General features: G+C 65.6%; 15 protein-coding genes. 10 read left to right on the forward strand and 5 right to left on the reverse strand.

All coding sequences use genetic code 11. The features are described 5' to 3' along the window. The first annotated feature begins 171 nt into the window (after window positions 1–171). Together RTN46_RS05035 and RTN46_RS05040 are read left to right on the forward strand one after the other, a co-directional pair. Window positions 172–1,203, forward strand: a complete 1,032-nt coding sequence (locus RTN46_RS05035; RefSeq protein WP_312179525.1) for a 2-oxoglutarate and iron-dependent oxygenase domain-containing protein — start codon at window positions 172–174, stop codon at window positions 1,201–1,203. 153 nt (window positions 1,204–1,356) lie between these two features. After that, on the forward strand, window positions 1,357–1,644 hold the full coding sequence (locus tag RTN46_RS05040) for a DUF1905 domain-containing protein (protein ID WP_312179526.1): 288 nt from the start codon (window positions 1,357–1,359) through the stop codon (window positions 1,642–1,644). A gap of 19 nt (window positions 1,645–1,663) precedes the next feature. Here RTN46_RS05040 and RTN46_RS05045 read toward each other — a convergent pair whose 3' ends face one another. From RTN46_RS05045 to RTN46_RS05060, 4 genes are all read right to left on the reverse strand, one after another. Beyond that, a complete protein-coding gene (locus tag RTN46_RS05045) occupies window positions 1,664–2,278 on the reverse strand; it encodes a class I SAM-dependent methyltransferase (RefSeq protein ID WP_312179527.1) in 615 nt (204 codons plus the stop codon). Between the two features lie 75 nt (window positions 2,279–2,353). Next, on the reverse strand, window positions 2,354–2,761 hold the full coding sequence (locus RTN46_RS05050) for a VOC family protein (protein WP_312179528.1): 408 nt from the start codon (window positions 2,759–2,761) through the stop codon (window positions 2,354–2,356). Between the two features lie 14 nt (window positions 2,762–2,775). Beyond that, the gene (locus RTN46_RS05055; RefSeq protein ID WP_312179529.1) at window positions 2,776–3,216 is read right to left on the reverse strand and encodes a helix-turn-helix transcriptional regulator; all 441 of its coding nucleotides are present in this window, start codon (window positions 3,214–3,216) and stop codon (window positions 2,776–2,778) included. A gap of 32 nt (window positions 3,217–3,248) precedes the next feature. Next, the gene (locus tag RTN46_RS05060) at window positions 3,249–3,602 is read right to left on the reverse strand and encodes a DsrE family protein (RefSeq protein ID WP_312179530.1); all 354 of its coding nucleotides are present in this window, start codon (window positions 3,600–3,602) and stop codon (window positions 3,249–3,251) included. Between the two features lie 212 nt (window positions 3,603–3,814). On the opposite strand from RTN46_RS05060, the gene RTN46_RS05065 reads away from it, so the two are divergent. Genes RTN46_RS05065 through RTN46_RS05080 form a run of 4 tightly spaced genes read left to right on the forward strand, consistent with a single transcriptional unit; the run spans window position 3,815 to window position 8,048 of the window. Beyond that, window positions 3,815–4,726 carry an ABC transporter substrate-binding protein gene (locus RTN46_RS05065; RefSeq protein WP_312179531.1) on the forward strand — a complete coding sequence of 304 codons (912 nt, stop codon included), beginning with the start codon at window positions 3,815–3,817 and terminating at the stop codon, window positions 4,724–4,726. Further along, the gene (locus RTN46_RS05070; RefSeq protein ID WP_312179533.1) at window positions 4,713–5,663 is read left to right on the forward strand and encodes an amino acid ABC transporter permease; all 951 of its coding nucleotides are present in this window, start codon (window positions 4,713–4,715) and stop codon (window positions 5,661–5,663) included. The genes RTN46_RS05065 and RTN46_RS05070 overlap by 14 nt, the downstream gene beginning before the upstream one ends. Further along, window positions 5,656–6,423: an amino acid ABC transporter ATP-binding protein gene (locus RTN46_RS05075; protein WP_312179535.1), complete on the forward strand. Its 768-nt coding sequence runs from the start codon at window positions 5,656–5,658 to the stop codon at window positions 6,421–6,423. The genes RTN46_RS05070 and RTN46_RS05075 overlap by 8 nt, the downstream gene beginning before the upstream one ends. After that, window positions 6,423–8,048: a D-aminoacylase gene (locus RTN46_RS05080; protein ID WP_312179537.1), complete on the forward strand. Its 1,626-nt coding sequence runs from the start codon at window positions 6,423–6,425 to the stop codon at window positions 8,046–8,048. The genes RTN46_RS05075 and RTN46_RS05080 overlap by 1 nt, the downstream gene beginning before the upstream one ends. An 18-nt stretch (window positions 8,049–8,066) precedes the next feature. On the opposite strand, the gene RTN46_RS05085 is transcribed toward RTN46_RS05080, so the two are convergent. Beyond that, entirely contained in the window at window positions 8,067–9,044 is a 978-nt protein-coding gene (locus tag RTN46_RS05085; RefSeq protein ID WP_312179539.1) for a LysR family transcriptional regulator, read from the reverse strand. A gap of 55 nt (window positions 9,045–9,099) precedes the next feature. Between RTN46_RS05085 and RTN46_RS05090 the strand changes: the two genes are divergently transcribed. The 4 genes from RTN46_RS05090 to RTN46_RS05105 all read left to right on the forward strand — a co-directional run bounded on the left by RTN46_RS05090 (window position 9,100) and on the right by RTN46_RS05105 (window position 13,694). After that, window positions 9,100–9,903 carry a serine hydrolase gene (locus RTN46_RS05090; RefSeq protein WP_312179540.1) on the forward strand — a complete coding sequence of 268 codons (804 nt, stop codon included), beginning with the start codon at window positions 9,100–9,102 and terminating at the stop codon, window positions 9,901–9,903. A 231-nt stretch (window positions 9,904–10,134) separates the two neighbouring features. Then, entirely contained in the window at window positions 10,135–11,634 is a 1,500-nt protein-coding gene (locus RTN46_RS05095) for an MFS transporter (protein WP_312179542.1), read from the forward strand. A 168-nt stretch (window positions 11,635–11,802) separates the two neighbouring features. Continuing rightward, window positions 11,803–13,254, forward strand: coding sequence for an APC family permease (locus tag RTN46_RS05100; protein WP_312179543.1), 1,452 nt, complete (start codon window positions 11,803–11,805; stop codon window positions 13,252–13,254). Continuing rightward, window positions 13,251–13,694: a hypothetical protein gene (locus RTN46_RS05105; RefSeq protein WP_312179545.1), complete on the forward strand. Its 444-nt coding sequence runs from the start codon at window positions 13,251–13,253 to the stop codon at window positions 13,692–13,694. Before RTN46_RS05100 ends, RTN46_RS05105 begins: the two co-directional genes overlap by 4 nt. The last annotated feature ends 1 nt before the right edge of the window (window position 13,695 follow it).

The following is a 13,695-nucleotide window of genomic DNA, read 5'->3' on the forward strand; positions in this document are numbered from 1 at the left end:
GCACCCGGCACCCGGCACCCGGCACCCGGCACCCGGCACCCGGCACCCGGCACCCAATTATGACGTGACGAGACCCGTCGGACAGGACATAACCGCACGTCACAGCCCCATGACGCCGTGTTGCGTAACATTTGATTCCCAGTTGACACAGTCCGGTGCTAGCTTTCCGGCATGAGCGAGAACCCCACATCGATTCCTGTCCTGGACCTCAGTACCGCCCGCAATTCGGACGGAACGTTCAACGCCGGCTTCATCGACCAGCTCCGCGAAGCCACCCACAAGATCGGGTTCTTCCAGCTGGTTGGCTACGGCGCCGGAGAAGAGCGGGTCAAGGACCTTTTTGATGTCACCAAGCGCTTCTTCGACCTGCCCCTCGAGGATCGGCTGGAGCTGGATAACCGCAGGTCCCCGCACTTCCGCGGCTACACCCGGCTCGGCACCGAACTGACCCAGGGCCGCCCGGATGCCCGCGAGCAGGTCGACTTCGGCCCGGAACGCGAGCCGGTGACCGGCTACCCGGCAGACCAGCCCTACTGGCTGGTGCAGGGGCCCAACCTGTTCCCCGACACCGTGCTGCCGGAACTCCGCGAAACCTCCATCGAGTGGGCCGGACTGATGTCCGAGGTTGGCGCCGAGCTGCTTTCCGCGATAGCCGTCTCCCTGGAGCTGCCCGAGGACCACTTCACCGAACCGTTTGAGGGAACGCCCGCCTGGATGGCCAAGCTGATCCACTACGTGGGCGGTGTGGTGAAGGAAGCCGGCAGCCAGGGTGTAGGCGCCCACGCCGACTACGGGTTCGTCACCCTGCTGCTGCAGGATGAGGTGGGCGGACTGGAAGTGAAGCCGCACGAGTCGGATCAGTGGATCCCGGTGGAACCGATCCCCGGCGCCCTGGTGGTGAACCTGGGCGAGATGCTGGAGGTTGCCACGCAGGGTTACCTCTCCGCGACGATCCACCGGGTGCAGTCCCCGCCGCCCGGCGTCGACCGCTATGCCATTCCGTTCTTCTGGTCACCGCGCCTGGATTCGGTGATTGACCCGGTGCAGCTTCCCCCGGCGCTGGCTGCCCGGTCCCGCGGCATCTCGGACGATCCGCAGAACCCGATGCTCGCTTCTTATGGCGAGAACGTCCTTAAGGGCTGGCTCCGCGCCCACCCGCAGGTCGCGGCGCTCCACCACCCGGAGCTGGTCGGCGCAAAGTAGCTGGCAGCAACGCACGACGGCGGTCCGGCAGGCAGGAGCCAACAACACCTGCCTGCCGGGGCCGGCAGGAGCCCTCTCATCGGGCACGGTCACTGGTCCTTCCCCGCACCGGAAAAGGTAGGGTGGCCACTCCGGCAAAAACAGGAGAACACGATGGCTGAAGTCCCGAGTCCCCTCGACCACACCTTCAAAGCTCCGATCGGGGTGAACGTTAAGGGAGATATCTGGTCCTGCGTGGAGATGCCCGGCTCCACTGAGTTCTTTGGCACCGGAAAAACCGTGAAGGTTGTGGCGACCGTGGACGATCAACCCGTCAGGGCCGGCCTGATGCCCACCGGCTCCGGCGGCCACATGCTCTCGATCAGCGCCAAGCTGCGGAAGAAGATCGGCAAGGACATCGGAGACAACGTGACTATCCACCTGTCCGAACGGCTCAGCTGATTCCGCCCGTCAGGACACCTTAGGCTTCGCCGCGGCGGCCCAGGACAGCGACCAGGAAGTCGGATTCGACGTCGAACGGGCGCAGGTCCCAGGTGGAGAACCGCTGCTGGACAACCAGCCCCGCCATCGAGGCGTCCTCGAAGAACGTGCCGAAGCCATAACCACGTCCGGCGCCAAAGCCAACCACGATCCGTCCGTTGGGAGCCAGGTGCTCACGCATGCGTTCCAGCACGGCCGGAGCGGTGCCGGGCGCCAGGAAGGTCATCACGTTTCCGGCGCTGACGATCAGGTCGAACGGTTCGGCGATGCCCTCTGCGGGCAGGTCCAGTTCGGCCAGGTCCATGGTGAACCACGGGAGGTCCGGGAAGTCCTTCTGCGCGGCGGCGATCAGCTCCGGGTCCACGTCCACGCCAACGACGTCGTGTCCGCGGCGGGCCAGGTCACCGCCGACCCGGCCAGGGCCGCACCCGGCGTCGAGGATGCGTGCTCCGCGCGGCAGCATGGCGTCGACCAGCCGGGCCTCGCCGGCCAGGTCGGCGCCCTCGTCCCGCATCTGCTCGAAGCGCTGGATGTACCAGGCTGAGTGCTCCGGGTTCTGGCGTTTTTTGGTTTCCCACAGGGTTTCTTTGCGCACCCCTCCAGCCTACGTCGCACTCCAGCCGGCGTCGCCCGGGCGTTCCGGCAGGGGCGGTGCCAAGCTCCACCGAACCTAGACGCCGTTAACGCGCACCTGGTTGCCGGCAGGATCCCGGAACGCACAGTCCCGGATGCCGTAGGGCTGGTCCGTTGGCTCCTGGATAACTTCGGCGCCCGCTGCCTGCATCGCATCGAACGCCGCATCCACGTCCGGGGAGGCGAGGACGATCGTGGCGAAGGTTCCCTTGGCCATCATTTCGGCGATCATCCGGGATTCCTCCTCGGTGATGCCCGGATCGGCCGACGGCGGATACAGCACCACGGAGACCTCCGGCTGGTCTGCGGGACCCACGGTGATCCACCGCATCCCCTGGTAGCCGACGTCGTTCCGCACTTCGAATCCAAGGACGTCACGGTAGAAAGCGAGCGACTCATCCGGGTTGGTCTGCGGCAGGAAGGTGTTGTGTATGTTGAGGTTCATACCGGCAACGATAGTTAGCCGGTGGCCGCGCGGGCTTCTCGATTCCTGACCGGTTTGGAGATGTTCTTCGCCATGCAGGAGGGGATGCCGTCCGTCGCACCAGCATGCTCCCGGCGGTAGGTGCTGGGCGGAACACCGACCAGTTCCGCGAACCGGGTGCTGAAGGTTCCCAGCGAGGAACAGCCGACGGCGAAGCACACCTCCGTCACGGACAGGTCGCCGCGGCGGAGCAGCGCCATGGCCCGTTCAATCCTGCGGGTCATAAGGTACGAATACGGCGCCTCACCGAAAGTACGTTTGAACTCCCGGCTCAGGTGGCCCGGCGAGATGTGGGCGTCGCGTGCGAGCGCCTCGACGTTCAGGGGCTGCGCGTACTCCCGGTCGATCCGGTCCCGGACCCTGCGGAGCACCACCAGGTCGCGCAGGCGTTGGTCCTGGGCTGGTCGGGTGGGCATGCCGTTACCGTAACCCCGGCCGGCGGGCGGCGCTAGATACGGACATAGACGGCGCCGTTGGACTGCCGGACGGCGAGGTGGGCCACGGCCGCAGGGACCACGGCAATCCCACTGGCCAGAGTGGATTCTTCCACGCCCGCTGACCGAAGGCTGTTATGGCAGGCAGAAACGGTGACTCCGTCTTCGGCGGCGAGGACTGAAACCGCCCCAGCGTTCGGTGCGGTGCTGACCAGCTGGGTCACGACCGGGCCCTGAACCACGAGTTCAATGTGGGCTTCGGCCAGTTCCTCGCGGGCGTTGCGGACCATGCGCAGGCCTGCCGCGAGATCAGGAAACGGGGCTTCCCCCGGGCCGGCGAGGTGAAGGATCAAGTCAAGGGTCTTCATTCCGGCCACCTTAACACCCCCGGCTATTTGGCGCCCCAGCAGTCTAGCCTCGTCCGTACTGAAAACCAGTTGATATGAAATAAATCGATGGATGACATCTAATTCGTGAAAAATATTGTGGATGATTCCGTTGGGTGGCACCATCCTTGCAATGCATGGCCACTTCATCAGGCCGGGCCCGGGCAGGACGACCTAAGGAATCAGGGGTACCCATGAAGGCGATATTTAGGGGATACGGACGGACGGCAGCCACCATCGGCATGGTTGCGCTGCTGGTCACCACGGCGGGGTGCGGCAGGTCCGCGGCGCCGGCGGCCGACGGCGGCGGCAGCGCTTCGCCTTCTGCTTCCGCGGCTGAGGGTGGCACTGCCGAGAGCATGGTCCCGGACGCGCTCAGGGAAAAGGGCGTACTGAAAGTTGCGACCGCCGAGGGGTACCCCCCGATGGAAATGTACAAGGAAGGCACAACCGAGCTGATCGGCGTGGATCCGGAGCTGGCGGAGCTTATCGCGGGGCAGCTCGGTCTCGAATTCCAAATCACCAACGCTTCGTTTCCCGGGCTGATTCCCGGCCTGCAGTCCAAGCAGTGGGATCTGGCTATTTCCTCCATGAGCGACACCGAGGAACGCCGGCAGGCGGTCAACTTCGTCGACTACTTTGTTGCCGGCGGAGCCATCATGGTCAACAAGGGCAACCCCGAAGGCATTACCGGGATCGCGGACCTGTGCGGGACGAATGTTGTTGGGGCCAAGGGGTCTTCGAACCTGGCCATCCTGCAGGACTACTCGGAGAAGGAGTGCAGCACTCCCATGAAGATTTCCGAGTCGGAAGACGCTCCGACCGGGCTGCTGCAGATGGACACAGGCCGGGCCATCGCAACCATGGTCGACTATCCGGTAGCCGCGGAGCTGGCAGTTAAGTCAGGCAAGTACGAGGTCCTGGAGGAGCAGTACGAGGCAGGCCCCTGGGGCATGGCCTTGGACAAGACCGACCAGCAGCTGGCCGATGCTGTGCGGGCTGCCCTGCAGGAACTGATCGATGACGGGCGCTACCAGAGCCTCCTGGAGAAATACGGAGTCGCCAATGCAGCGGTCCAGGATGCCGAAATCAATGCCGGCAAGTAACACCGGCACCCCTGCGCCGGAACGCACTGAAGCGGAAGTGATTCCGCTCAACGCCAGGCGCGCGCCGGCATGGGGGCGCTGGATTGGCGGTGCTGCCGCTGCAATATTCGGGCTGTGGGTCCTCTATGTCCTGGTCGTGACTCCGAACATCCATTGGGACGTTGTGGCCGGATACCTCACCGCCGCAACGGTCCTGGAGGGACTCTGGGTGACCATTGCCCTGAGCACAATCTCCATGGTGGCCGGTATTCTCATCGGCCTGGTGGTCGCGGTCATGCAGCTGTCCCGGAATCCTGTGCTGCGGATCGTCGCCGGCGCGTTCTCCTGGTTCTTCCGCGGCACTCCGCTGCTGGTGCAGCTGCTGTTCTGGTTCAACCTCGGCGTGATCTTTCCCCAGCTGGAGTTCGGCATCCCGTTTGGCGGGCCCAAGCTCTTCGGCGTGGAGGCCTCCATCATCACTCCGTTCGTCGCCGGCCTGCTGGGGCTGGCGATCAACGAGGGGGCCTACATGTCGCAGATCATCCGTGCAGGAATCCTGTCGGTGGACAGCGGGCAGCGGGAAGCCGCTGAAGCCCTGGGAATGTCCCGGGCACGCATCATGGGCCGCATCATCCTGCCCCAGGCCATGCGTATCCTCCTGCCGCCAACCGGCAACCAGTTCATTTCCATGCTCAAGACCTCATCGCTCGTCTCGATCATCGCCGGCTCCGATCTGATGACGGTGGTGCAGCGGATCTACCTGGGCAACTTCGAGGTGATCTCGATGCTCATCGTCGCCTCCATCTGGTATCTGGTCCTGACCACGGTGGCCACCATCGGCCAGCACTTCCTGGAAAAGAAATATTCGAAGGGTTTTGACGGCAGGACACCGGTGCATAACAAGGTGCTGGCGAAACTCTCCCCATCGTTCCCCAGAAAGCCAGGGCGCCATGAATGACCTGATTGTCCACGCCCGCGCCGTCCGGAAAAGCTTCGGCCGGAACGAAATCCTTAAGGGAATTGATCTGGCGATTTCCGCGGGGGAAGTTGTCTGCATCATCGGGCCGTCCGGCTCGGGCAAGACCACGCTGCTCCGCTGCCTCAACCGGTTGGAAACCATCGACTCCGGCCGGGTGTGGATTAACGGAGAGCTGCTGGGATATGTGGAGCAGCCGGATGGAACCTTGCTGGAGCGTAAGTATGACGACCTGCGCCGGCAGCGCCAGGGCATCGGCATGGTGTTCCAGCGCTTCAACCTTTTCCCCCACATGACTGCTCTGGAAAATGTGGCCGAAGGACCCTGGAAGATTAAGGGCGAACCGCGGGCGGCAGCGATGGCCCGCGCGGGCGAACTGCTGACCAGTGTGGGGCTTGGGGACCGGACGGATTATCACCCGGCCCAGCTCTCGGGCGGCCAGCAGCAACGCGTGGCCATCGCGCGGGCCCTGGCGATGGACCCCCGGCTGATGCTCTTTGATGAGCCGACGTCGGCGCTGGACCCCGAGCTGGTGGGCGAGGTCCTGACGGTGATGCAGGACCTGGCCAGCTCCGGCATGACCATGGCCGTGGTTACCCACGAAATGTCCTTCGCCCGGACCGTTGCAGACCGCGTGATTTTCATGGCGGACGGCGTGATCGTAGAGTCGGGCACTGCCGAGCAGGTCCTGACGAACCCGCAGCACCAGCGCACCGCGGATTTCCTGGCCAGGGTCCGCTAGTGCCCGGAGATTACCTGCTGCGGGGCGGCCTGGTGGCCGACGGCAGCGGGTCCCCCGCCGTGCCCGCCGACGTCGCGCTGTCCAACGGCCGCATTGCTCCTCCCGGCACCGTGGACCCGAGGGAGGCCCAGGTCATCGACGTGTCCGGGCTGGTCGTCAGCCCGGGGTTCATCGACGTGCACACGCACTCGGATGCCACCGTGCTGGATGCCCCCGGCACCATGCCTCCTCCGGACCTGGTCCTGGCTGCCGCCAGGCAGGGCGTCACCACCGAAATTGCGGGCAACTGCGGCTACTCCCTCTTCCCATCCGCGCAGGCGGACGCGCATGCCGACGGCCTGCGGGACTTCTGCACGGCGCTGCTCGGCCCCGCGGGCAATCCCGTTCCGGGCATTAACGGCTTCGCCGCGCGCCACAACGGCGCCGGCCGGGTCAACAACATCGCATCGCTGCTCGGACATTCGACCCTGCGGGCTGCCGTAATGGGCTTCTCCCAGCGCGAGGCCACCGCGGAGGAAACCGACCGGCTGTGCCGGCTCCTCGACGAGGCGCTGGACGCCGGGGCCGTGGGGTGGTCCTCCGGACTGATTTATCCGCCGGGAACGTTCGCCGGCACCGCTGAACTCATCGCCCTCGGGAAGGTCTCCGCCCGGCACCGCGCTCCTTATGTGACACATCTGCGGGATGAGATGAGCAGGGTAGAGGAGGCGCTGGACGAAGCGCTGCAGATCTCCCGGCAATCCGGGACCGCGCTGCATGTCTCCCACCACAAGACCGCCGGCAAGTACGCCACAGGCAAGTCCGCCACCACCCTGGCCATGATGGACGAGGCACGGCTCCAGGGCCTGGATGTCACCTGCGATGTCTACCCCTATGTCGCGGGCAGCACTTCCCTGCACGCGATGCTCCCGCCCTGGGCCTCCGACGGCGGATTCCGGGCGCTGCTGACCCGGCTGGCGGATCCCGGGCAGCGGGACCGGATGCGGGCCTCCATTGAAGATGGCGAACCGGGCTGGGAGAACACGATCGGCAATGGTGGCTGGGACCGGATCGACGTCGCCGGAGCACCGAAACATCCCGGAATCGAGGGGCACAGCATCACCGCGCTGGCAGCGCGGGCCGGCCTGGACCCGGTGGATTATGTTGCTGACCTGCTGCTGGCCGAATCCGGAGCCGTCACCATCATTTCCCATTCCATGGACGAGGCGGATATGCAGCGCGTCCTGGCGCATCCCGGAACCATGATCGGCTCGGACGGTGTCCCCAAGGACGGCAAACCGCACCCACGCTGGGCCGGAACCTTTGCACGGGTCCTTGGCCGGTATGTGCGCGAGCTGGGGCTGCTTTCCCTCGAGGACGCCGTCCGGCGAATGACCATGCTTCCGGCCCAGCGGTTTGGGCTGGCGGGCAGGGGCTCGCTTGCACCCGGGTCCGCCGCCGACGTCGTCGTCTTCGATCCCGCCACCGTGGCGGACCAGGCGACGTTCACGGATCCGCTGCGGGCGCCCCTGGGCATCCAGCACGTTTTCGTTGCCGGCCGGGAGATCCTGCACGCCCAACGGCTGACCGGCGCGGCACCGGGAGCAGCAGTGCTGCGCGAGCCCGTTCCCGCGCGCCGAAAATAGCGCACTGCAGGAAGCGTCCTAGGAGGAAACCGCATCAACTGCTGCCGAAAGCTGCCTGATCTCTTCATCCAGGCGTTGCGCTGTCTCCCGGAGATGCTCCATAAACGCAGGCACCAGCGGGTTGGGGTTGTCCGCCCGGGTCGCCGCTCTGATGTGCCTGGCCGCCGGGTGCGGGGTGCACAGTTTCCGCAGCGGCACCCGGCGGCGCTCCGCGACGGGCCCCAGGCTCAACGCGGGAACCAGCGCAAAGCCAATACCTGCCGAAACCATGCCGATGGTGACGTCGTAATGGTCTGTCCGGCAGCGCACGTTGGGGGTGTACCCGGCTGCGGCGCAGATCCGGTCCACCAGGGCCACCTCATTGTCCATCCCCTCGGTGGCAATCCACTGCTCGCCGGAGAGATCCTCGATTGTGACCAAGCCAGGAGCCGGCTGCCGGTACCCCGGCGGCACGGCAATAAAATGCGGATCCACCAGCAGCGGCTCGTAGGTCACGTTCGGTGCCTTGCCCAGGCTGTTCTTGGGCGGTACCGCCGAATAATCAAAAACGACGGCGACGTCGAGTTCCGTGCTGAGCAGCCGCGGGAGCAGCTCGTGCGGCTGGCCGGGAATGAGGTTCAGGCCGACGTGGGGGCGTCCTGCCATAAACGCGGACAGCGCGGTGGGCACAAGCTCAAGACCGGCCGAGGCGAAGAAGCCCAGGCTGAGGCGGCCACGTTCACCCCCGCCGAGCTCCCGGATTTCCTGTTCCGCCCGCTCCACCAGCTCCGCGAGGGACTCGCTGTACTCCGCGAGCCGGCTGCCGGCGGCGGTGAGCCACACACCCCTGGGTCCCCGCTCGATGAGCCGGGTTTCCAGTTCGCGCTCGAGCGTCGAGATCTGGTGCGACACCGCGGACGGAGTCAGCTGCAGCTGTTTGGCGGCAGCGGAGATGCTGCCCGTACGGGAGACTTCAAGCAGGGCAAGCAAGCGGGCGAAGGACAGCATGTTGGTCATTATTCCGTCATGCCTACGGCGTATGAGAGCATTTCCGCATGTCAGTGAGTTCTCAGTGAGTTCCACCCACGGGGGCAGCGCTCCCAAGCTCTCCTATTTCGCCGCCGACGCAACCGGCCGCGTGCTGGCGTCCAGCAGTCCGGATACCGTCTTCTACGCCGCCAGCACCATCAAGCTGGCCGTCCTGATCGCCGCCATGCGGCAGGTCGACGCCGGCCGGCTTGAGCTTTCGCAGCCTGTCCTCGTGAAGGACCGGTTCCCCAGCCGCCTCCCCGGGGCCGGTGACTTCACCTTCGACGCCGAGGAAACGGACGCGGGAATGCCGCCCGCGGGCAGTACGGTAACGCTCGCCGAGGCCCTGGGGCGGATGGTCTACGCCTCCTCCAATTCCGGAACCAACATGGTGCTGGAGCTGACGGGCATGGAGGCAGCGGCGGAGGCGCTGTCCCTGTGCGGGGCGGAATCATCCCGCCTGGAGCGGCTGATCAGCGATCACGCCGCCCGGGATGCCGGATATACGCACGAGACCACGGCCGCCGACTTGGTCCGGATCATGCATGCCGTCATTTCCGGAGCGGTGGCCGGTCCGGACAGCACCGGCTTTATGCTCGAGCAGCTTCGGCGCCAGGAGCACCCGGTGATCGGCGCGGTGCTTCCCGCCACGGCGGACTGGGGTTCCAAGTCCGGCTGGGTGGACGGCATTCACCACGATGTTGCCTTCATCGGCAGTCCCGGAGAGCCCGGATCGTACGTTCTTGCGGTCTGCACCCAGGGCTACGGGCCGGAGCAGGCCGTGGCGGCGATTAAATCCGTTGCCGCAGCGGTGCACCAGGATTCCGGGCTGCCGAACCTGGTGTAACGACAGGCCCTGGTAAGAGCCGGCGAGCGCCCGGGAACCGGCAGGGCGCAGCGATGGTGACCGCCGACGTCGCGCACGTGAACTGCCGCGCCCTGTGGCTTGGTCGCAGCCTTGTCGCAGCTTTGTCCGTGTAGGCCCGGCATCGCGCACGATATCTCGCCCACGGCGGGGCACTGACTTACCGTGGTGGGAGGTGCATCCCACCGGGCCGGTAATCGGAAGGGCAGGGCGATGAGCGACGCCGCAAAAATCAGCAGCCGGACGGGCGGAGTGCTCGCGGCGACCTGCATCTCCACACTGGTAGTCAACGCAAACACCTCGGCGGTGAGCATCCTGCTTCCGGCGATCTCCGAGGACACCGGAATGTCGGTGACAACCCTGCAGTGGGCCGTGACCGGCTACTCCCTGGTTGGTGCGGCGGTGATCGTCACTTCGGGTTCGCTGGGTGATGTCTTCGGCCGCAAACGTATCTTCCAGCTTGGGCTCCTGCTGTTTGTTGTGTCCTGTGTGATGATTGCGCTCGCCGGGTCCGGCGGGATGGTCATTGCCGGCCGGCTGGTCCAGGGCGCGGCCGGAGCCACGATCCTGGCCTGCGGGCTCAGCCTGCTCTCGGTCGCGAACTCCGGCGAGGCCCAGCTGCGGGCTGTGTCCCTCTGGGGTGCTGCGGCGGCCGTCGGTGCTGCCGCCGGGCCGTTAGCCGGCGGCGTGCTGGTGGACGCCACGGGCTGGCAGGGGCTTTTCTGGATCGACGCCGGGGTAGCAGTGCTGTGCATGGGCCTGACGGCAATAACTGTTACTGAGTCGCGAGACCCGCACCGGCCCCGGACGATCGACTACGCCGGCACCGTGTTGATTGCGCTGACGCTGACGCCCCTCATTCTGGGCGTGACCCAGAGTGGTGAATGGGGCTGGCTCTCGGTCGCCACTCTCGGCTGCTTCGCAGTCTCGATCGGAGCCGGCTACGCCTTCATCGTCGTCGAAGGTCGGGTGGCCGTTCCGCTCCTGGACCTCGCCCTGCTGCGCAACCGCGTCCTCGTCGGTTCGACCATCGCCATCCTCATCGGAGCGGGCACAATTAATGCGCTGATGTACCTGCTGAGCCTGTACTTCCAGGATCCGGCGACCCTTGGTCTCAGCCCGCTCCAGGCAGGACTGGCCACGCTCCCCGCTACCGTGGGGCTGGTGGTGGTGGCCCCGCTGGTGCCCCGGCTGGCTGCCAAGATCGGTGGCCGGCAGACGATCGGCCTCGGGTTTGCCCTGACCACCGCCGGTTTCGCCATTGTGGGTTTTGTACACGCGACCTGGGCCTATCCCCTCTTCCTGACACCGCTGATCGCCATTGCCGTCGGCATGGGCTTGTCCAACGGCCCGGCCTCCTCCGCGGCAACCGCAGCCGTGCCGGAGAACCAGGTCGGCGGGGCATCGGGGATCTCCAATATGGCCAGGTACGTCGGCGCAGCGGTGGCCACGGCGCTTGCAGCCACCATCTACGGCAACGTGATCGGCGCCCAGACCGCGGATGGAGCATCAACGGGTGACGCCCTTGCCTCCGGACTGGCGGCAGCCGCATGGGCGATGGCCATCTTCAGCTTCCTCGGCGTCCTGATGGCCTTCCTAATCGGCCGCCACCGCGCCCAGAAGGGCACATTGAACGACGCCGCGGCCAGTGCCGCAGCCACCACCTACACGCTGCCGACCTCGGCTACAGCTGCCCCGGCCCCATCCAGCTAGGTGCCGAAAGCGGACAAGATTTCGCTCAGACTTTCCCGTTCTTCGCCCGTTCCGCGGGTGGTCTCTGGCATCCCGCGGGAACCGGGTTTCATACTTGATCCACTGTCACTCTGCCCTACGTTGCACGGAGGCACTCATGATTAAGCAAACACCTTCCAGGGACGCGTTGTGAGGGCCGCCGATGCCCCGCCGGACGGAACCGCACCCGCCCGCACCCGCCCCACCAACACCCAGTGGATCTCTTGGATAGCGCTGGCGATGATGACCACCAGTTCGGTTGCCAGCCTCCGGGCGGCACCCACCATGGCGGTTTATGGTTTGGCCTGCGTCTTCCTTTACCTGCTGCCGGCGCTGGTCTTCCTGCTCCCCACCTCCCTGGTCTCCGCCGAGCTCGCCTCAGGCTGGACCGGCGGCATCTACAAGTGGGTCTCGGAGGGCATCTCCAAACCGATGGGCTTCCTCGCGGTCTGGTGCCAGTTCGCCATGACCATCTTTTATTACCCCAGCCTTCTAGGGTTCGTCGCCAGCACCCTGGCGTACGTCATCAACCCCCAGCTCGCCAGCAGCGGGGTGTGGACAGCCTGCGTAATTATCATCGTCTACTGGTCCGGAGTGTGGGTGTCCTCACGCGGCACCAAAGGGGTGGCCGGACTCGCCAGCGGCGGGCTGATCATCGGAACCCTGGTCCCCGGCGTCGTCCTCGTGACCCTCGGCATCGTGTTCCTCGGCCAGGGCAACGAATCCGCCGCGCCGATGACCGCCGAAAACCTGCTCCCCGCCTGGGCCGGGCTCTCCAGCCTGGTGCTGATCGTGAACAACTTCCTTTCCTATTCCGGGATGGAAATGAACGCCGTCCACGTCTCCTCGCTGAAGAACCCGGACAAGGAATACCCCAAGTCCATGTTCCTGGCCATGGGCCTGGTGCTCGCCATCTTCATCCTGCCCGCCCTGGCGATCAGCTGGATCGTCCCCGCCGAGGAGCTCTCCCTCACCGCAGGGGTGATGCAGGCCTTCGACGCAGTCTTTGCCAACTTCGGATGGCAATGGCTGACTCCGATCGTCGGCATCATGCTGGTCACTGCATCACTTGGCGGCATGCTTACCTGGCTGGCAGGCCCGTCCAAGGGGCTGCTGCTGATCTCCCGGCAGGAGGGGTATCTCCCGCCGTTCCTGCAGAAACTGAACAAGAACGGCGTCCAGCAGAACATCCTGGTGGTCCAGGGCATTGTCACCACGGTGATCGGCCTCGCCTACGCTCTGCTGCCGAACGTCTCGAGCGCGTACTGGATCTTCTCCGTCATCACCACGCAGGTCTATCTGATCATGTACCTGTTGATGTTCGTGGCTGCGGTCCGGCTGCGGCAGAAGCACCCCGACCACCCGCGCGGTTTCCGGGCGCCAATGCTGCTGGGCTTGTGCGGTGTGGGTTTCGCGGCCTCGCTGGCCGCACTGCTTGTCGGGTTTGTCCCACCGTCTCAGTTCTCGTCCGGCAACCCCTGGATCTATTTCCTGGTCGTCGGAGGGGGCGCCCTCGGCCTGGGCCTGCTGGTCCCGTTCCTGTTCTACCGATTCCGTAAGCCGTCCTGGAAGCAGGACCAATTACCGGAGGTGGCCTCGTGAGCACACCAGTGGAGCACGAATCCAAACGCCAGCGCACCTGGATCTATGTCACTGCCATTGTGATCCTCGCCGGGCTGGCACTCTGGGCGCTGCTGGCGTTCAACACAGCCAGGAACAACCAACAGGCAGACGCGAAGGCGGAACGGTTTATTGCGCTGGTTGAGGCGTCCGGCCTAACCGCTCCCGACAAGGATCAGGTGGCGCGCGTGCTGGGCGAGGACGGCGGTGCGGCCTGCGCCAATCCGAACGCAGCGCTCAGCCGGGCTACCCTGAACTCGATGCTGGCCAACGGGGCAACCGGGCCGGGCGCCCGGCCGATCATTTCCGAAAGCCGCGCGGTGAAGGGGCAGCTGCTGATCATCGAGGTCTACTGCCCCGAGCATCTGGATGACTTCAAGGCCTCTATGGAGGAACTCAACACCGAAAACACGGGTGGCTGAT

Origin of the sequence: Arthrobacter sp. (genome assembly GCF_031988865.1) — a bacterium.
Lineage (GTDB): Bacteria > Actinomycetota > Actinomycetes > Actinomycetales > Micrococcaceae > Arthrobacter_B.

Bases quoted from the DNA above. Each gene is read 5' to 3' on its own strand.
- RTN46_RS05035 (WP_312179525.1), top strand. From the start codon at position 172: ATGAGCGAGAACCCCACATCGATTCCTGTCCTGGACCTCAGTACCGCC.
- RTN46_RS05040 (WP_312179526.1), top strand. From the start codon at position 1,357: ATGGCTGAAGTCCCGAGTCCCCTCGACCACACCTTCAAAGCTCCGATC.
- RTN46_RS05050 (WP_312179528.1), bottom strand. From the start codon at position 2,761: ATGAACCTCAACATACACAACACCTTCCTGCCGCAGACCAACCCGGAT.
- RTN46_RS05055 (WP_312179529.1), bottom strand. From the start codon at position 3,216: ATGCCCACCCGACCAGCCCAGGACCAACGCCTGCGCGACCTGGTGGTG.
- RTN46_RS05060 (WP_312179530.1), bottom strand. From the start codon at position 3,602: ATGAAGACCCTTGACTTGATCCTTCACCTCGCCGGCCCGGGGGAAGCC.
- RTN46_RS05065 (WP_312179531.1), top strand. From the start codon at position 3,815: ATGAAGGCGATATTTAGGGGATACGGACGGACGGCAGCCACCATCGGC.
- RTN46_RS05070 (WP_312179533.1), top strand. From the start codon at position 4,713: ATGCCGGCAAGTAACACCGGCACCCCTGCGCCGGAACGCACTGAAGCG.
- RTN46_RS05075 (WP_312179535.1), top strand. From the start codon at position 5,656: ATGAATGACCTGATTGTCCACGCCCGCGCCGTCCGGAAAAGCTTCGGC.
- RTN46_RS05085 (WP_312179539.1), bottom strand. From the start codon at position 9,044: ATGACCAACATGCTGTCCTTCGCCCGCTTGCTTGCCCTGCTTGAAGTC.
- RTN46_RS05095 (WP_312179542.1), top strand. From the start codon at position 10,135: ATGAGCGACGCCGCAAAAATCAGCAGCCGGACGGGCGGAGTGCTCGCG.